16 protein-coding genes are annotated in these 19127 nt (G+C 58.3%); 7 read left to right on the forward strand and 9 right to left on the reverse strand.

Annotated elements, in window-relative coordinates:
- Positions 1-177: 177 nt before the first annotated feature.
- The 8 genes from ACOTX7_RS09045 to ACOTX7_RS09080 form a co-directional block, all read right to left on the reverse strand.
- Entirely contained in the window at positions 178-1728 is a 1551-nt protein-coding gene (locus ACOTX7_RS09045) for a methyl-accepting chemotaxis protein (protein WP_221256009.1), read from the reverse strand.
- A 95-nt stretch (positions 1729-1823) separates the two neighbouring features.
- Positions 1824-2840: a LacI family DNA-binding transcriptional regulator gene (locus ACOTX7_RS09050; RefSeq protein WP_006810683.1), complete on the reverse strand. Its 1017-nt coding sequence runs from the start codon at positions 2838-2840 to the stop codon at positions 1824-1826.
- A 28-nt stretch (positions 2841-2868) separates the two neighbouring features.
- The gene (locus ACOTX7_RS09055) at positions 2869-4275 is read right to left on the reverse strand and encodes a sucrose-6-phosphate hydrolase (RefSeq protein WP_221256010.1); all 1407 of its coding nucleotides are present in this window, start codon (positions 4273-4275) and stop codon (positions 2869-2871) included.
- Positions 4275-5645, reverse strand: a complete 1371-nt coding sequence (locus tag ACOTX7_RS09060; protein ID WP_421626069.1) for a sucrose-specific PTS transporter subunit IIBC — start codon at positions 5643-5645, stop codon at positions 4275-4277. Before ACOTX7_RS09060 ends, ACOTX7_RS09055 begins: the two co-directional genes overlap by 1 nt.
- A gap of 66 nt (positions 5646-5711) precedes the next feature.
- Positions 5712-7229, reverse strand: a complete 1518-nt coding sequence (locus tag ACOTX7_RS09065) for a carbohydrate porin (protein ID WP_221256011.1) — start codon at positions 7227-7229, stop codon at positions 5712-5714.
- 170 nt (positions 7230-7399) lie between these two features.
- Positions 7400-8296, reverse strand: coding sequence for an aminoimidazole riboside kinase (locus ACOTX7_RS09070; protein WP_221256012.1), 897 nt, complete (start codon positions 8294-8296; stop codon positions 7400-7402).
- An 88-nt stretch (positions 8297-8384) separates the two neighbouring features.
- Entirely contained in the window at positions 8385-9596 is a 1212-nt protein-coding gene (locus ACOTX7_RS09075) for a diguanylate phosphodiesterase (protein ID WP_221256013.1), read from the reverse strand.
- Between the two features lie 86 nt (positions 9597-9682).
- Entirely contained in the window at positions 9683-11158 is a 1476-nt protein-coding gene (locus ACOTX7_RS09080; RefSeq protein ID WP_221256014.1) for an alpha/beta hydrolase, read from the reverse strand.
- 267 nt (positions 11159-11425) lie between these two features.
- Between ACOTX7_RS09080 and ACOTX7_RS09085 the strand changes: the two genes are divergently transcribed.
- From ACOTX7_RS09085 to ACOTX7_RS09115, 7 genes are read left to right on the forward strand one after another with little or no spacing between them, the layout of a single operon-like run.
- A complete protein-coding gene (locus tag ACOTX7_RS09085) occupies positions 11426-12280 on the forward strand; it encodes a MurR/RpiR family transcriptional regulator (protein WP_006810690.1) in 855 nt (284 codons plus the stop codon).
- A 12-nt stretch (positions 12281-12292) separates the two neighbouring features.
- Positions 12293-12865 (forward strand): D-alanyl-D-alanine dipeptidase, encoded by a 573-nt coding sequence (ddpX, locus tag ACOTX7_RS09090; RefSeq protein ID WP_221256015.1) that lies wholly within the window; start codon positions 12293-12295, stop codon positions 12863-12865.
- A gap of 15 nt (positions 12866-12880) precedes the next feature.
- Positions 12881-14413, forward strand: coding sequence for an ABC transporter substrate-binding protein (locus ACOTX7_RS09095; RefSeq protein WP_221256016.1), 1533 nt, complete (start codon positions 12881-12883; stop codon positions 14411-14413).
- A 24-nt stretch (positions 14414-14437) separates the two neighbouring features.
- Complete coding sequence (locus tag ACOTX7_RS09100; protein ID WP_006810693.1) at positions 14438-15460, forward strand: ABC transporter permease; 1023 nt, start codon at positions 14438-14440, stop codon at positions 15458-15460.
- Positions 15457-16353 (forward strand): D,D-dipeptide ABC transporter permease, encoded by an 897-nt coding sequence (gene ddpC / locus ACOTX7_RS09105; RefSeq protein ID WP_221256017.1) that lies wholly within the window; start codon positions 15457-15459, stop codon positions 16351-16353. Before ACOTX7_RS09100 ends, ddpC begins: the two co-directional genes overlap by 4 nt.
- On the forward strand, positions 16350-17336 hold the full coding sequence (locus ACOTX7_RS09110; protein WP_221256018.1) for an ABC transporter ATP-binding protein: 987 nt from the start codon (positions 16350-16352) through the stop codon (positions 17334-17336). Before ddpC ends, ACOTX7_RS09110 begins: the two co-directional genes overlap by 4 nt.
- Positions 17329-18255 carry an oligopeptide/dipeptide ABC transporter ATP-binding protein gene (locus ACOTX7_RS09115; RefSeq protein WP_421626070.1) on the forward strand — a complete coding sequence of 309 codons (927 nt, stop codon included), beginning with the start codon at positions 17329-17331 and terminating at the stop codon, positions 18253-18255. The genes ACOTX7_RS09110 and ACOTX7_RS09115 overlap by 8 nt, the downstream gene beginning before the upstream one ends.
- Here ACOTX7_RS09115 and ACOTX7_RS09120 read toward each other — a convergent pair.
- Positions 18252-19001: an SDR family oxidoreductase gene (locus ACOTX7_RS09120; protein WP_221256020.1), complete on the reverse strand. Its 750-nt coding sequence runs from the start codon at positions 18999-19001 to the stop codon at positions 18252-18254. The two genes, ACOTX7_RS09115 and ACOTX7_RS09120, sit on opposite strands and share 4 nt — an antisense overlap.
- Positions 19002-19127 lie beyond the last annotated feature (126 nt).

Raw genomic sequence — 19127 nt, forward strand, 5'->3', positions numbered from 1 at the left:
TACGTTGAATGAATATGATCTCTGATGAGGTAGACGATTGAGGAATAGAAATATTGCCGGGGAAAGATAAAATTTATGTGATGACGGGTTTGTATGGTTAACAGTATTGGCTGAAGGAGATTGTGCAGCGGCTACATGCAGACATTAAAAAGGCTCCATCAGGAGCCTCTCTGAACATCACGCCGTTGCAGGCAAACTGAAACTCGAAATACTCTGCGACAGCTGCTGCGCCTGTTCCTCCAGCGAGGCGGCCGCAGCGGCGGACTGCTGCACCAGCGCCGCGTTCTGCTGGGTTACGCCGTCCATCTCCGTTACGGCCTGCCCAACCTGACCAATCCCGCGGCTCTGCTCTTCAGAGGCAACGGAAATCTGTTCCATCAGCGTGTTCACTTTATTCACAGAGCTGATAATAGAATCAATCACCTCTCCCGAACGATTCACCAGTTCCGCACCGTTTTTCACGCTGGAAACAGACTGGGCAATAAGGCTTTCAATATCCTTCGCCGCCACTGCGCTTTTCTGTGCCAGAGTGCGAACTTCACTCGCCACCACGGCAAATCCTCGCCCCTGGGTACCGGCACGCGCCGCTTCAACGGCCGCGTTCAGTGCCAGAATGTTGGTCTGGAAAGCAATGCTGTTGATAACGCTGGTGATGTCCTCAATGCGCTTCGAATTGGACGCGATAGTATTCATCGTTTCGATAACTTCGCGGGTTACCGCTTCGCCGGTATGGGCATTTTTTACAGCATCCTGCACCAGCTTACCGGCCTGGAAAACGTTGTCGGTGTTATTCGCCACCGTCGCGCTCAGCTCTTCCATGCTGGCGGCCGTCTGGGTCAGGGCCGAAGCCTGTTGCTCGGTACGGGAAGCCAGGTCGATATTGCCGGAGGCAATTTCCTGCGCCGCATGCGTCACGGTCTGGCTGGCATCGCGCACCTGAGAAATGGTGGAGAGCAGCGCCTGGCGCATCTGCTCCATCGAGGACATCAGGTGATCGATTTCATTCCCGGAATCACGCTTGACCGGTACCGGTACGTCCAGCTTCCCGTCCGCAATCTGGCGACAGTGCTCGCGCGCCAGGTTCACCGGCGCAAACACCACGCGTTTCATCAGCAGGCTGACGGCGAGGATCACCACCACAAACAGCACCGCAATGCAGGCGATGATGACCAGACCCGAAACGAAATTCCGACTCGCATCCTCGTTCAGCGTTTTGGCGTATTTCTGGTGCACGGAGAGAACCTGGTCGAGCACAATTTCATATTGGCGATCGAGTTGAGACACCACGGGAATAAGGGCGTTGAAACGCGACACATCATGGGCGGCGGCAGCGGCAATCAGGCGCGCGAGTCCCTGATTACGGTAGTTTTGCCACGCCTCCTGGTAGGCAGCGACCAGCGGGGCTTCATCCGGCAAACGCGGCGAGGCCATAAACGCCGAAAATGCACTATCGGCTTTGGTCAGCGCCTCTTTAACCGAAGCCAGTTTTGCAGACGAGTCGGTGGCGTCCCCCGCTTCCACCATCTTCACATACTCCATGACCCTGACGCGCAGGGTACGGCTGTGGTTAATGGGGTCAATAATGGACAGAACTACCTGAATTTCTTTGTTCACATTATCCAGCGAATTATTACTTTTAATGATGAGCCCAACGCTGGTAAGGATGCTGGCCACAAAGAAGAAAAGCAGGGAAAACAGGATAATCAGGGATGATTTTTTCAACGACATAACACACCTCAGGGATATAATTTCCCTTTGGTTATCGGCTGAATCAGATCTTTAATTAATTAAAGTTATTGATGCATCCAGGAAACGTTACACCGTCACTTGGCAGCCTTATATCGCCGTTGCAGGGTGGCGTCCAGTTTACGCTGGATCGGCTCCGGCGTTTCCCCTTCAATCAGTTTGCCAATCAGATCAAAGCAGTGCCAGGCGAGCTGTCGGTTATCCTGACGAACGGTATCGACAGGAATGGTCAGAGAATCATAGAGATAGTGATCGTCGAAGCTGGCCAGACGTATATCGCTTTGCAGCAGATTATGTTGCCCCATATAGCGCAACACCCCTTCCAGCAGACCGCAGGCGGCGGTAAAGAGAGCTTTTGGCGGACGGCCCAGACGCGCGCAAAGCTCGGCAAACATTTCATAGCCGGAGCTGGGATGGTAATTACCATGAATGATCCACTCCGGACGTAACTCGACGTTGGCATCGCGCAGCCCCTGCTTAAACCCTTCCAGACGGTCACGCGTCGGGGAAAGCCGCGGCTGCCCGCCGAGGAAGTAGAACTCATCCGGATGCTGGCGGGCGATGTCGGCCACCAGAGTGGCGGTTGGGGTAATCGAATCGGTAAGGACCAGCGGCAGAGAGCTGTCGTTCATATGACGGTCAAAGAGCACCACGGGTAACTGTTCGCTCAGCTTTTGATAGTCCGCGTCGTTGAGCATGCTGGAGGCGACAATCAGCCCGTCCACCTGACGGGCCACCATGTTATTGACCACCACCGTCTCCTGGCCCGGATTTTCATCGCTACAGGAGATCAGCAGTTGAACACCCGCCTCGCGGCAGAGAGTCTCCAGCTCATGGGAAAAAACGGCAAAACCGTAGTTGGTGATTTCCGGCACCACCAGACCAATGGTGTGGCTGCGGTTATCCCGCAGCGAACGGGCGTGAATACTGGGCTGATAATGATGTTCTTTGGCAATCGCCAGCACGCGCTCGCGCGTCTCCTCCGCCACCCGAAGCTCTTTGCTGCGACCGTTCAGAACCAGACTGGCGGTGGCTTTTGATACCCCCGCCAGCGCCGCGATATCTTTAATGGTGACGCGTTTTGTTTTTCTCACAACGACTTAGTTCCGGCTGCCAAAACCACTATTCTATCATGCAGCTGCGCAGCGACCAGTAGCGTAATGTGATGTCGGACGCACCTTCGAAGCGCACCTGAGCCGGATGGTCAGGAAAATAGCGGCTGCTCATGACGCCTTCACCGTGATTGATGAAAATTTCGACGCTGGAACGGTCACACAACACGCGTAAATGATGAACATGGCCCCGCCAGTAGCGGGTCAACGTCTCTCCGGTTTTCAGGCTGGCGCGTTCCAGACGTAGCCCCTCGTCATCCACAACCAGACGCAACGCACCGGCAAAATCCACATTCACGCTCGATGCGCTCACTTCGAACTCAAGACGCGCTCCCGCCAGTACCGGCGCAGCGTCGGCGCGGCCCTGCCAGTGATGTTCACTCTCGCGCAGCGTTTCCAGCTCACGTACCGGCGTTTGCCAGAGCTTAGCGTCGCGGTAGCGCAGCTCCCGTGGACAGGTCATCTGGTGGATCCAGCCGTGCGCCCGCGTAGGCTGGAGCATCTCCTCGCCGTCCGGCACGCCCATCCAGCCGATGAGGATGCGGCGGCCATCTTCAGCCACCGTGGTTTGCGGCGCATAAAACTCGAAACCGGCGTCAAGCTCATGCAGTTCGCCGTGCGCAAATGCAGACGTTTGATAATCAAATGCCCCACTCATCCAGACTGCCGGAAAGGTATTGAGATAGCGATGCGGTTCGCGCGCCAGCCCCTGTGGGCAGCAGATCAAGACGTGTGTGCCATCCAGCGCAAACAGATCCGGGCACTCCCACATATAACCTGCGTCTGCGAGTCCGTTAACGCCGTGACCGGCGATTTCACCGCAGGACGTCCAGGTGTGCAAATCGGCTGACGTAAACAGCAGCACCTTGCCGCGCTTTTGCCGGTCCTGCGCGCCAAGCACCATGTGCCACCGCCCGTCATGGCGCCATACTTTCGGATCGCGGACGTGCCCGGTGTACCCGTTCGGCAGGGGCAATACCGGCCCCAGTTTGGCAAACGTGCCATCGTCATTTTGCACCGCCAGACACTGCCAGGCGGTGCGGCCAACATCGTCAAACTTAACGTTGCCGGTATAGCACAGGGTCAGCACGCCGTTGTTATCCACGGCGCTGCCGGAGTAACAGCCGTTGCGGTCGTACTCTTCGTCGGGCATCAGCGCCATTGGCTCGTGCTGCCAGTGCACCAGATCTGCTGAGCTCCAGTGTCCCCAGCACTTATAGCGATGGTCGCAGCCCAGCGGGTTCCACTGATAAAACAGGTGGTAGCGCCCGGCGAACCAGATAAATCCGTTCGGATCGTTCATCAACCCCGTCACCGGCGCGGGATGCCACTGCGGATAATGGCTGTCCGCCAGCGCACGCGGCTGGCCTTGCATAACGGCCTGCAACACGGCAGGCCAGCGGGAAGTTAACGTCATTATTCAGAGTCCGTCTTATATTTCAGCAGCAGAGAGACGGTGAACGCCACGCCAAAGGCAATCACCATGCCGATAATATAGTTGAGCAGCGAGCTGGCCTGGACGATCGCCATGCCGGGAAGCGCCGTCAGCCCAACGGCGGTCATGTAGACATGCACCGACACCACCCAGGCACCGCCCGCAGCACCACCAATCAGCGCCGCGATAAACGGCTTCACGAAACGCAGGTTGATACCAAAAATCGCCGCTTCGGTGATGCCCAGCATCGCGGAAAACGCCGACGGTAAGGTAATGGCTTTGATTTTGGCATCACGGGTTTTGAACCACACCGCCAGACACGCCCCGCCCTGCGCTACGTTCGCCATCGCCCAGATCGGCAGCAGGAAGTTAACGCCTATCGACGGGTTACCCAGCAGCCCGGCTTCGATGGCGTGAAAGCTATGGTGAATACCGGTAATGACAATCACCGAGTACAGCCCGCCAAACAACAGCCCGGCCAGCCAGCCTGCGTGGGCAATCAGGGTGCTGAGAATGAAGGAGATCCCGTCGCCCAGCGCGCGTCCCGCGGGGCCAATAATCAACAACGCGATGAAGCCGGAGACAATGACGGTCAGGAACGGCGTCAGGATAAGGTCTAACGCATCCGGTATCGCCCGGCGCAGCTGTTTTTCCACAATACTCATAAACCACACCGCCAGCAGCACCGGGAAGACGGTTCCCTGATAGCCAATCATGGCGATTTCAAGACCGAAGAAGTTCATGGTGTGGAAGCCGGACGCTACGCCCCAGGCGTTGGTCAGCGCCGGGTGCGTCAGAATGCCGCCGAGCGTTGCCCCCAGATACGGGTTGCCGCCAAACTCCCGCGCGGCGGTGAAGCCAATCAGGATCGGCAGAATGATAAACGCCGCCGAGCTGCACATATCCAGCATGATATAGAGCGCGTTATCCGGATTAACCCAGCCGTAGGTTTTTACCATCCCGAGCAGCCCCATCAGCAGACCCGAGGCCACGATCGCCGGGATAATCGGCACGAAGATGTTGGAGAGCAAACGCGCGATACGCTGGAACGGGTTCAGCTTGCGGGCTGCAATATCCGCCGCTTCCGATTTACTGGACTCGCTAATTCCTGCCGCCTGAATAAACGCCGCGTAAACCTTATTCACCACCCCGGTGCCGAAGATCACCTGCATCTGCCCGGCGTTCCGGAAACAGCCTTTCACGCCTTCAACCTGACCGATGGCCTGCTGGTCGGCGAGCGCATCGTCGACCAGCACCAGACGAAGGCGCGTGGCGCAGTGTGCTGCGCTGGCAATGTTCTCTTTGCCACCGAGCAGCGGAATAAGCTCGCGCGCAATATGATTAAAATCCATAGATACCTCTTCCTGACCTCTTTTTATGATGTTCGAAACGCCCCCGCAGTGCGGGAGCGTGAAGGGTTAAAACCAGGTTTCCATCTGCACCCCAAAGTTCCATTCCCCGCCCGCGTTGAAGCCACTGCTGCCAAAGGCGTCATCGCTGGCGTAGTTATCCAGCTTGCTGCTCCAGTCCATCCAGGTGGCGAACAGACGCAGCTCCGGACGGCTGAAGAAATCGCCAATCTTGCCCGCCTTTAACGTCGGGGCGAAGGTCAGCTTGTAGAAGCTGCCGTTAACCGCATTGCGATCCTTGTAGCCTTCCGGGTGTAAATCCATGTACTGATAGCTGCCCTCGAACGCCAGCGCGAAATTCTGGGTCACCTCTTTGATTAGCCGCGTATTGAGCGTGACCCACTCATAGCTGTCGCCCTTCACGTAGCGATCCTTACTGCTTTGCGCCAGTACGGCGGGCGCAATGTGCCAGCCACCGCCCAGCGGCGTGACACCGTAACTTGCAAAGCGCCAGGTATCGGCTTCTGAAAGCAGCGCGCCGTCTGAACCAATGCTTTTCACCTCGGCACCCAGACCGTGGCCGTAAAGCAGCGCCGTTTTGGCGGAACCTTCCCGCAGGCCGTAGAAACTCTCGTTATGCAGACCCACCAGGGCATGTACCCCGTTATTCGCCGCGTCGGTTTTAATCGGATCGCCATTGCTGTCCTTACGATCGTCATTATCTTTTGCCCGTAAGCCGCTGACCATCATCTGCACCGGCCCGGCAAAGTGGTTCATGCTGAGGATGTAGTTCTGAACGTTGTTGTCGATCTCCTCTTCGCTGCCGAAGTTACGGCCATAAAGGGAGAAGTTACTGTGCAGCGTATCGTTCCACTTCACGTCGTAGACGCCACCGCCGGTCCCGGCGAGAAACACCACGTCGGAATCCAGCCAGTGAATGTCGAAGTTGTCGCGGTCAAAACGCTTACCCGCCCAGAAGGTGCTGCCCTTCAGCGCACCGGTAAAGTCCGGCAGATTACCCAGTTCGGCAAAGGCCTGACGAATGTTCAGGTCGCTGCTGTCTGCCGACCAGTCGTTATAGGTTTTCTGGCCGTCGGCCAGCATCGCCTTAAAGCGCGTCGTCGCACCGCTCTCCAGCGTCTGTTTGTGCTCAACATTCAGCTCAACGTAGGTATCCGCTTCGTTCCCCAGACGCCCGATGGCCCCGCCCGTTTCTCCGGCGGGCGTCAGATAAGGGCCGCTTTTGCTGCTGGAGGCCGCGTCGTTCATCAGCAGGCCGGAACGGGCGTAACCGTGAAACTCAAAGCCGCCTGTCCGATCGGCTTTCTCCTCCAGCGCCGTGGTACGCTGCGCCACCGCCTGCGTGGTGGTTTGCGCTTTCTGTTGCGCGGCCACCAGCTGCTGCGTTTTCTGTTCCGCTGCCGTGGCGCGCTTTTCAGCCACCTGCGCGCGGGTTTCCGCCTCCTGCAAACGCTGCTCCAGCGCCGCCAGACGCGCTTCAATACGTGTCATATCCGTCTGGGCAAAAACAGAGGTACTGCCGGCCAGCATGCCTATCATCACGGCAAGTCTGCGTTTTTTATACATTTTGTCGCATCCCTAAAAATTACAGTGAAAGTGCTAAATTGCTAAACCGGTTTAGGTTGCTGATACTAAACCGCCGAATTTTGGATCGGCAACGTTTTTTGCTAAACCGTTTTAGTAAGTGTGATCGAGGCGACAATTCAGGCCGTCGTCCGACGGCCCTGAAAGAGGAATTACAGTTCGTGATGGTAAGGCAGCGCGGTCATTGCCCCTTTTGCGGTTGTGGCCAGCGCCCCGCAGCGCTGCGCCAGCGTGATGACCTCTGAGAGACGGGCTTCGCCATCATGTGCCAGACCGAACAGCAGCCCGGCGACGAAAGCATCCCCCGCGCCGGTGGTATCAACGCATTCCACGGGCGATGCAGGATAGTGCGTCAACGCCCCTTCCTGCCAGGCGGTTACGCCCTCTTTGCCCTGCGTCACCAGCACCAGCCTGGCCGTACAGGCGCGCATCAGCGCCGCCAGCCCCTCATGGACCTGCGCATTCCCGGTTATGAACGCCAGCTCTTCCACCGAGATTTTCACCACATCGGCACAGGTTAATGCCCGCTCAAGACAGTGGCGCAACTCCACTTCATAGTGCCAGAGATCGGCGCGAATATTCGGGTCAAAGCTGACGAATCCCCCCGCCTGTCTGATCGCGGACATCGCATGAAACGTCGCGGAACGGCTGGGTTCGGCGCTGAGCGCGATAGAGCAGACGTGCAGCCACTCCCCCGCGCGGAATGGCGGGAGGTCGGCAGCATCGAGGAAAAGATCAGCGCTCGGGCGCACCATAAAAGTAAAGGTACGTTCTCCGTCATCATCAAGATCCACCACCACCGTAGAGGTGCGATGCTGCGGATCCAGACGCAACCGTTCTGTATTCACTTTCTCATTCTCAAGCGTTTTTTGCATAAAGCGCCCGAAGGGATCGTCGCCCACCCGACCGATAAATGCACTTCTGCCGCCCAGACGCGCAATCCCCACTGCAACGTTGGCCGGTGCGCCGCCCGGACATCGCAGCAGTTTGCCCTCTCCGTCGGGCAGAAGATCCACCACTGCATCGCCAAGTACCCAGATCGTCTCCATATCACCTTCTTAGCTAAATCATGTTAAACCGATTTAGCTATTTAAGCACAGGCATTGTGTCGGGGAAATATGGCGAGGGAAAATTTGCTTAACGCAGCCGGTGGGGCCAGTGAATATCACCCACACCGTTGAGCAGCGGGCGGGCGAACAAAAAGCCCTGGAAGCGGCGAATACCGGCGGATTCAAGCCAGCACCACTCTTCTGTCTTCTCTATGCCTTCTGCGACCAGCGTAATTTCCAGATCGGTGCAGCAGCTGATTATCGACTTCATAATCGCCTGCTTCGGTCCGCTCAGGTGGATATCGCTGACGATCTCCCTGTCGATTTTGAGCTTATCCGGCTGGAACCGGGTAAGCAGCGACAGCCCGGCATAGCCAGAACCAAAATCATCTATCGCCAGCCCAACCCCTTCCGCACGCAGCTGTTTAATGGCGCTGTTAAACTGGTTGAAGCCAGAGATCATCTCGTTCTCAGTGACTTCAATGATCACCTGCTCTGGCTGAAGTCCGTGCTTTTTGATCTGCGTGACCAGGAACTCTACCGCACCCGGCACGTTGACCAGCGACATTGGCAGCAGGTTAACCGCCAGTTTGTGGCTGCCAATGCCCAGCTTTTGTGCCAGCGCAAAGGTCCAGGCTTTGGTTTCCAGGTCGACCTGGTAAATCTGTTCGCGATCGAGACTACGGAAGAAATGCTCCGGGCTGCCGCCGTCGTTTCCGCGTATGAGCGCTTCAAGGGAGCTAATTTTGCCTTCGGACGGCTCGATAATCGGTTGCAGCGCAAACTGACAGGGCTGACCCGCCAGCAGGCCTAACCCTTCGCCAAACGGGGCGCGCTCAGGCGAAAGCGTCCATTTATCAGGCTCATAATCCGATGCGGGTGGAACCGCGGCTTTGCCGGTAATAAAGGTCTGAATGAATTTGAAGACCCGATCCTCAGAAGTCAGATAGCTTTCCAGCTTGCTGTAATGCAGAACCGACGCCAGAACCGCTTTCGGGGTCTCAACATCCAGGTCAAACAGCAGCATTCCCACGTTATCAAAACGTCTGCGCGGACCGTAATCGCGCATCAGCTCCACCACGCCGGTATGCCGGTCATCCGCACGGATGGTGTTAAAAAGCGCGACCACGCTCTGTTCCGTGCCTTCAAGAATTTGCAGAACGTCATGACCGCGGGAGAGAAGAATGCCGGAAATGCCCTGCTCCGTGTTTCGGATCCTGGCCTGTTCAACCAGCGCGCTTAACGCTGCTGAGGTACAGGTTAAGCTCAACTGGCTTCGATAAATAAGAGTTGTCAGCACAAAAACGGGTCCGATATGGTGTATACGCCTGAACGGTACTGTTTAACACAGTTCCCCGGTGTGACCTAATCTATTCCACGCCGGGCTTAATGCTCCCTGATACGGCTGTCGATCCGCGTCTGCATATAGTCATAGAACGGATTCGACGTCACGCGCATCAGCGCATCTTTGCCGACGCTCAGCACCGATGTTTCTCCCCACAGGGCAATCGTCCCGAGGCTAATTCCATAGCGGTTTTTCACGTCAGGATGGCGGCCATACAGATCGTCATCAGGCGGGAACGGAATGGCAACATGTGACAGGGAATATACCTCCTGCGGATACGAGACCGACAGCGGCACCACCGATTGCTGGGTGCTACCCGCTGGCGTTGTTTTTGCCACCATATCAAACCTGTCGGCGCTGGCGTTGGTGACAATAGTGACACTGTAACGTCTTTTTGCCTCGGGCAGCAGGTCAGCCACCGCCGTCCAGGATGCGGGCTTAAACAAGGGGCGGAAACTCCCGGCCTGGTTGATATCAAATACCACCAGTTCGCTGCCGTTTGCCGGAAGCTGGTCAAACAGCCCGGTCACCACGGCGCGGGTACTGACCGTTGAATCCATCACCGACTGGAAAGCAAGTACCGGCGGGAACTGCGTCAGTTTGTGGTCATGAACATCGCGATTTATCTGCTCATGCAGCGCCCGGGTAAGCAGCCACGACTGACGTGCCGCATTCACCGGGAACGAATTGTATTTATAGGGATTGTATTCCGGCGAAATGTTGAGCCATGCAGCTTTCGCAAACGCCGGTAACAGGGCCGGTAGCCCGGCGAATCCGGCAAAGCGCGCAAATGCCGTGACGCCAATCATCGGTGACAGCAAAACAATCTGCTGAAGTTTACGCAGTTCAGGCGCATCAAGGGCGTCGAGGGCGTATTTCATCGCCAGCGCCCCGCCGTTGGAGTAGCCCACCAGATGCAGGGGGAGATCGTTCCCCGTCAGGCGCGTCGCTTCACGAACCGCAAGGCGCGTTGCCGCCAGCCATGCCTCCCACTCAACATTTGTCAGCGCGCCCGGTGCCGTGCCGTGTCCGGGTAACCGCGGCACAACGGCCACAAAGCCGTGCTTTTGATAATTCAGGGCCAGATGCCTGACGCTGTAGGGGGAATCCGTCAGACCGTGCAGCAACACAACCGCTCCGCGCGGTTTTCCGGCAGGCATCAGCACAAACGACCGGTTCACATCCGGGGAAAAGTGTCCTGGCCACACCAGGCTTTGACGGTAATAGCGGTTCAGCGGCGTGCGCTCTGCGGGGGTGACTTTCGCCGTCACCTCCGCGTCAAGAGCGGTGAAGATGGCGTTTTCCCGCGCGACGTAAGCCGCGAAGCTCGCGTTATCTATCTCCTGCACGGACATTTCGTCCGCCCGCCAGGTGTGCCAGTGATGCAGGGCTGGTCCCTGCTGCGAAAGATAAACCCGCACCGCCAGCAGAACGAGCACAATGATCCCGATGACCATCGCTATTTTTTTTGCGAGAGCCATCAGGCGCACGCTGACCCGCCAGGGCAAATTCGCCATGTGAGGCTCCCTCTCTTATTCCCAGAGCATGCATCTTACCAAAAAATGTGAAGAGACTGACGTATTCACCAAATAGATACCCCTCAACCCGGACACTGCACCAAAAGTGAACTACGCTGCACAAATGTTGATCATCTGTTAAACAAATATTGCATTAACTTTGCTGCACAGCGCGTTTTCGCCGCAATGTGAACATGGCACGCGTCCTGCATTGTTAATCCGGTAACAGAAACCCGGCCTTTGACAGCCAGTTAACAGCGAGGCGGTATGACGACCAAACCTGAGGTGTTGAGCCGTATCGAAGCAACTTTCAGCCAGCTCACCCCGAGCGAAAAGCGGGTGGCAAGCTGGATGCTGGCGCACGTCGGGCAGATCCCCTTTGAAACGGCAGAGAGCGTGGCGCTGGCCACGTCCACCAGCGGGATCACCGTCGGACGCTTTCTGCGCAAGCTGGGCTATCGCAACCTGGATGATGCCAAAAAAAGCCTGCGCGATCCCCACCAGCCCTGGGGCATTAACGAGCGTCTTGACTCCTGGAAACAGCAACAGCCGCTGTCAGATCGCCTTCAGCACTCCCTGTCGCTGGAGGTGGACGCCATTGCCCATGTCTACCAGCTGGCGCAAAGCGAAACGTTCAGGCAGGTGGTCCAGCACCTTACCCATGCCGATGCCGTCTTCGTGCTGGGGATCCAGTCCACGCGCGGGATCGCCAATGCATTCTTCAGCCATCTGGAGTATCTGCGCCCGCGGGTGAGCTATTCCGAGGGGCTCTCCGGCAGCTGGGTGGAGTCGCTTAACTCCGGCTTTGCAAACCCGTATATCGTGCTGACGGATACCCGCGCCTACTCCGCCATTGCCCGTCAGTACTGCCGCGTGGCGAGTGAAAAAGGCCTGTCGATGGCGCTGATCACCGATATCTGGTGCCCGTGGGCGCGGGATTACCCGATTGATTTACTCCAGGTGAAGACCGATACCGGCCATTTCTGGGATTCGCTGGCGCCGGTGAGCTGTCTGTTCAACCTGCTGCTGTCGGGCGTTGTGGAGGCGCTGGGAGATGCGCTGCCGGAGCGTCTGGCAATCAACCGACAACTACAACAAGAGTTTGGTCAATTTGAACGCTAAAGGAGCGGAGCTATGCCTGAAGAGAGTCAATTGATTGATGTGGCGAAAACCTTTCCCACGCTGCATATCGATCTGAAATACGCGACCGCCGATAACATTACCGGCCGCCCGATCTACCAGCAGGCCGCGTGCCTGCTGCATACGGATGCCGCCACCGCGCTGGCGAAATCGATCAGCATCGCAGCGCTCGCGGGTCTGAAACTGGTGGTTTACGACGCCTACCGCCCTCAGCAGGCGCAGGCGCAACTCTGGGATGCCTGCCCCAATCCGGAATACGTGGTGGATGTCGCCATTGGCTCTAACCACAGCCGGGGCACCGCCATTGACGTCACGCTGATGGATGAACACGACAATGTGCTGGATATGGGGGCCGGGTTTGACGAAATGCACGACCGGTCTCATGCCTGGCACCCTTCCGTTCCGCCCGAGGCGCAGCGTAATCGTCTGCTCCTGAACGCCGTGATGTACGGCGGCGGTTTTGTGGGCATCAGCAGCGAGTGGTGGCATTTCGAACTGCCGAATGCCGCCAGCTATCCGCTGTTAGATGACCAGTTCGCCTGTTATCCGACCACACACTCACTGTAATTCTGGAGCCCGGCCATGAAAACAACGCTGCTTACTACCCTGATTGCCGCTACGCTCGCCCTGAGCGCCCCACTCGCGCTGGCGGCGGTGCCAAAAGATATGCTGGTAATTGGGAAAGCTGCCGATCCGCAAACGCTGGATCCGGCGGTCACTATCGATAACAACGACTGGACGGTGACCTACCCTTCGTACCAGCGTCTGGTGAAATACAAGCCTGGCACCACGGAGGTGGAAGGCGATTTGTCGACGGGCTGGAAGGCGTCAGACGACCAGAAGGAGTGGACGTTCACCCTCGCGGATAATGCAAAATTTTCCGACGGCACGCCGGTGAGCGCCGAAGCGGTCAAGCTGTCGTTTGAACGTCTGCTGAAAATCAACCAGGGGCCGTCCGAAGCGTTTCCGAAAGATTTGAAAGTGGACGCGGTGGATGCGCATACGGTGAAATTCACCCTCAGCCAGCCGTTTGCCCCGTTCCTCTACACACTGGCCAATGACGGCGCGTCGATCGTCAACCCGGCGGTGCTGAAAGCCAATGCCGCCGACGATGCGCGCGGTTTCCTGGCGCAAAACACCGCGGGTTCCGGCCCGTTTATGCTGAAAAGCTGGCGGAAAGGTCAACAGCTGGTGATGGTGCCCAACCCACACTGGCCGGGCGAAAAACCGCACTTTAAGCGCGTCTCGGTGAAGATTATCGGTGAAAGCGCCTCGCGTCGCCTGCAACTTTCCCGTGGCGATCTGGATATCGCCGACGCCCTGCCGGTGGATCAGCTCGCCGCCCTGAAGCAGGAAGGCAAAGTGGCCGTGGCGGAATACCCGTCCCTGCGGGTGACCTACCTCTATCTGAACAACAGTAAGCCTCCGATGAATCAGGTGGATTTGCGCCGCGCGGTCTCCTGGGCCACCGACTATCAGGGAATGGTGAAAGGCATTCTCAGCGGGAACGGCAAGCAGATGCGCGGCCCGATCCCGGAAGGCATGTGGGGCTTTGATGCGAACGCCATGCAGTACAGCTTTGACGAGGCGAAAGCCAAAGCAGCGCTGGAGAAGGTCAACGATAAACCCGCCAGCCTGACGTTCCTCTACTCCGATAACGACCCGAACTGGGAGCCTATCGCCCTCTCCACGCAGGCGAGTCTGAGCAAGCTCGGAATCAACGTCAAGCTGGAGAAACTGGCGAACGCCACCATGCGCGACCGCGTCGGCAAAGGTGATTATGACATTGCGATTGGTAACTGGAGTCCGGACTTCGCTGACCCGTATATGTTCATGAACTACTGGTTCGAATCGGACAAAAAAGGGCTGCCGGGCAACCGCTCATTCTATGAGAACAAAGAGGTCGACGCCTTGTTGCAGGCGGCACTGAAAACTACCGATCAGGCGGAACGCACCAAAGATTACCAGCAGGCGCAGAAAGTGGTGATTGACGAAGCGGCTTACGTTTATCTGTTCCAGAAGAACTACCAGCTGGCGATGAACAAAGAGGTCAAAGGCTTCACCTTTAACCCGATGCTTGAGCAGGTCTTTAACATCGCCACCATGAGTAAGTAACGGCCCACGCCGGGGGGGAAGTGTATGACGTTCTGGAGCATTGTGCGCCAGCGCTGCTGGGGGTTAATCCTGGTGGTGGCCGGTGTCTGTATTATTACTTTTATTATTTCACACCTGATCCCCGGCGATCCGGCCCGCCTGCTGGCGGGTGACCGCGCCAGCGATGACATCGTGCAAGGCATCCGCCAGCAGCTGGGGCTGGATCAACCGCTCTACATTCAGTTTGGCCGCTATGTAGAGGCGCTGGCGCACGGCGATCTGGGCACATCCATTCGCACCGGTCGCCCCGTTGCGGAAGATTTGAAAGCCTTTTTCCCCGCCACGCTGGAATTGGCCTTCTGCTCTTTGCTGCTGGCGCTGGTGATTGGCGTGCCGCTGGGCATTTTATCGGCGGTGTACCGTAACCGCTGGCTGGATCACCTGGTGCGGCTGATGGCGATGACGGGCATTTCGACGCCTGCCTTCTGGCTGGGACTGGGGGTTATCGTTCTGTTCTACGGGCAGCTGCAAATTCTGCCCGGCGGCGGCAGGCTGGACGACTGGCTCGATCCCCCCGCCCACGTTACCGGGTTTTATCTGCTGGACGCCCTGCTGGAAGGCAACGGCGAAGTGTTTTTTAACGCCCTACAGCACCTGATTTTACCCTCCCTGACGCTTGCTTTTGTCCATCTGGGGATCGTAGCGCGTCAGGTACGTTCCGCGATGCTGGAGCAGCTGAGCGAGGATTACATTCGTACCGCCCGCGCAAGCGGGTTGCCGGGCTGGTACATCGTGCTGCGCTATGCCTTACCCAACGCCATGATCCCCTCCATTACCGTGCTCGGGCTGGCGCTGGGCGATCTGCTGTACGGGGCAGTCCTCACCGAAACCGTGTTTGCCTGGCCAGGGATGGGCGCCTGGGTGGTGACCTCCATTCAGGCGCTGGATTTCCCTGCCGTCATGGGCTTTGCGGTCGTGGTGTCGCTGGCCTATGTCTTCGTTAATCTGGTGGTCGATCTGCTGTATCTGTGGATTGACCCGCGAATCGGGCGCGGAGGTGCCGAATGATGTTAACTCAGGAAACGCCCGTCCCCGTCAGCACCGCTAAACAGCGCATCAACTGGGCAAAGCTGTTCTGGATGTTGCGCAAAAGCCCGCTCACGCTGATCGGCGGAGTCATTATGATCGTGATGCTGCTGATGATGGTGGTCTCGCCGTGGATCGTCCCGCACGATCCGAACGCGCTGGATCTGACCGCCCGCTTGCAGGCGCCTTCGTCCCAGCACTGGTTTGGTACCGATGAGGTGGGACGGGATCTGTTCAGCCGCGTGCTGGTGGGCAGCCAGCAGTCCATCACGGCGGGGCTGGCGGTGGTGGTGATTGCGGGCGGCATCGGTTCGCTGCTCGGCTGTTTGTCCGGCGTACTCGGCGGACGCGGCGACGCCATCATCATGCGCATCATGGACATTATGCTCTCCATCCCCTCGCTGGTGCTGACCATGGCGCTGGCCGCCGCGCTCGGCCCAAGCCTGTTTAACGCGATGCTGGCGATTGCGATCGTGCGCATTCCGTTTTACGTGCGGCTGGCGCGTGGCCAGACGCTGGTCGTGCGTCAGTTCACCTACGTGCAGGCCGCCCGCACTTTTGGTGCATCGCGCTGGCACCTGATCAGCTGGCATATCCTGCGTAACGCCCTGCCGCCGCTGATCGTGCAGGCGTCGCTGGATATCGGCAGCGCCATTCTGATGGCCGCCACGCTGGGCTTTATCGGATTAGGCGCGCAGCAGCCCACCGCCGAATGGGGCGCGATGGTGGCCGTCGGGCGTAACTACGTGCTAGACCAGTGGTGGTATTGCGCGTTTCCGGGGGCGGCAATTTTGATCACGGCGGTCGGGTTTAATCTGTTTGGCGATGGTCTTCGCGACCTGCTGGATCCCAAATCAGGAGGGAAGCAGTCATGAGTGATTCCGTATTATCGATTGAAGATTTGCACCTGAGCTTCCCCATTTTTCGCGGCGATGTACATGCGCTGAACCACGTTTCGCTGGAGATTGGCCGGGGTGAAATTGTCGGCGTGGTGGGCGAGTCGGGTTCGGGAAAATCGGTCACCGCGATGCTGGCGATGCGCCTGCTGCCGGAAGGCAGTTACCATGTTCACCATGGCCGGGTGACGCTGCTCGGGGAAGATGTGCTGAACGCATCAGAAAAACAGCTTCGCCAGTGGCGCGGCGCCAGGGTGGCGATGATTTTTCAGGAGCCGATGACGGCGCTCAACCCCACGCGCCGGATTGGCAGGCAGATGGTGGAGGTGATCCGCCAGCATCAGCCGCTTTCACGCCGCGACGCGCAGCAGAAGGCGGTCGCCCTGCTGGGCGAGATGCAAATTCCGGACGCGGCGCAGGTGATGGACCGCTATCCGTTTGAGCTTTCCGGCGGTATGCGCCAGCGGGTGATGATCGCCCTCGCCTTCTCCTGCGAGCCGGAGCTGATCATTGCCGATGAACCGACCACCGCGCTGGATGTGACCGTTCAGCGCCAGGTGCTACGGCTGTTGAAACATAAAGCGCGCGCCAGCGGGACGTCGGTGCTGTTTATCAGCCACGATATGGCGGTCGTCTCGCAGCTTTGTGACCGGATGTACGTCATGTACGCAGGCAGCGTGATCGAAAGCGGCAGCACGCAGACCTTAATTCACCATCCTGTACACCCCTATTCCATTGGCCTGCTGCGGTGTGCCCCGGAAAATGGTGAACCGCGCGAGATCCTCCCGGCTATTCCCGGCACGGTGCCTAACCTCAGCCACCTGCCACGCGGATGTGCCTTTCGCGAACGCTGTTTTGCGGCCGGAGCGAAATGCGGTGAAACGCCGCGCTTAATTTCCACGGGCGCAGAAGGCCAGCAGGCAGCCTGCTGGTACCCACAACAGGAGACACGCCATGTCTGAGGTACTGCTGGAACTGGACAGCGTGCATGTGAATTTTCCTGCACGCAAAAACTGGCTCGGGCGCGTGACGGAGCAGGTGCACGCTCTGAACGGCATGGATCTCCGGATCCATCGCGGGGAAACGCTGGGCGTGGTAGGGGAATCCGGCTGTGGGAAAAGCACGCTGGCTCAGCTGCTTATGGGCATGCTCCAACCGAGTACCGGTGCGTGTCAGCGCGCGAATGCGGCAGGCGGTATGCAGATGGTATTTCAGGACCCGCTCTCGTCTCTCGATCCACGTTTACCCGTCTGGCGCATCATCACCGAGCCGGTGTGGATCCAGCAACGCCGCAGCGAACGGGAGCGTCGCCAGCTGGCTGAGACGCTGGCGCAGCAGGTGGGCATTCGAGCGGAATATCTTGACCGTCTGCCGCATGCGTTTTCCGGCGGCCAGCGTCAGCGCATCGCCATTGCTCGGGCGCTCTCCTCGGATCCGGACATCATCGTGCTGGATGAACCCACCAGCGCGCTGGATATTTCCGTCCAGGCGCAGATCCTCAATTTGCTGGTTGCCCTGCAACAGCAGCGCAATCTGACCTACGTGCTGATCTCGCACACCGTCTCGGTGGTCCGGCACATGAGCGACCGGGTGGCGGTGATGTATCTGGGGCAGATTGTGGAGCTGGGTCCGGCGGACCAGGTGCTGGGACAGCCGCGGCATCCGTATACGCAGCTGCTGCTTGACTCCGTTCCCCGTACCGGAGAACCGCTGGACGAAGACCTGGCATTACGCAAAACCGATCTCCCGGGTAATCGCCACCTGCCCGATGGGTGCTATTTTCGCGACCGCTGCCCGCTGGCAACAGAGGGGTGCGAACGGCCGCAGCTGCTTCAGCCCGCAGAGGGAGGCCGAAGCGTACGCTGCTGGCGTAACCGCTAGATTTGCGCCATCCCGCCATCGACAAACAGCTCCGTGGCGTTAATAAAGCTGGCGGCATCGGATGCCAGAAACGCCACGGCTTTCCCGACTTCACCCGGCGCGCCCAGGCGACCCAGCGGCACCTGGGCCGCCAGCGCATCGTATAATCCCTGACGCTGTTCTTCGGGAACCAGATCGCCAAGACCGGGCGTTTTCACGGGGCCAGGGCTGACGACGTTGACGCGTATCCCGCGGCCCTGTAAGTCCAGCGCCCAGGAGCGGGCAAAGTTACGCACGGCGGCTTTACTGGCGCTGTAGACGCTGAAATTCGCCGTTCCCTTAATCGAAACCGTCGATCCGGTGAGGATAATGGATGAACCAGAGGAGAGCAGCGGCAGCGCTTTCTGGACGGTGAACAGCACGCCGCGCACGTTGGTGGCAAAAATCCGGTCAAACTGCTCTTCGGTGATGGCGCCCAGCGGCAGCATGTCGCCGCCCCCGGCGTTGGCGAACAGAATATCGAGTCGTCCTTCTTTTTTAGCAATCTGCGCGTAAACCGCATCCAGATCGGCCATTCTGGAGACGTCCGCGCGGATAGCTACCGCCGCGGCGCCAATGTCTGCCCGGGCAGCATCCAGTTCGGCCTGACGACGTCCGGTGATATAGACCTTCGCTCCCTGCGCCGCCAGCTCCTGTGCCGTTGCGAGACCAATACCGGTGCTGCCGCCGGTCACCAGAGCGATTTTTCCTGCAAGCGTTGTATTCATACTCATAACCTTCTGTTGTGATGTAAAAGAGGAGCGTTTGCCCGCGTCAGGCAGACTTTAGTCCTTGCGGGATTAGCGATAAACGGGCAAAAATGAAAATGAATTTTCACAGCAGGAAATAATCAG

Source organism: Enterobacter cloacae complex sp. IR5418 (assembly GCF_049238105.1).
In the GTDB taxonomy this organism is placed as follows: Bacteria; Pseudomonadota; Gammaproteobacteria; order Enterobacterales; family Enterobacteriaceae; genus Enterobacter; species Enterobacter hormaechei.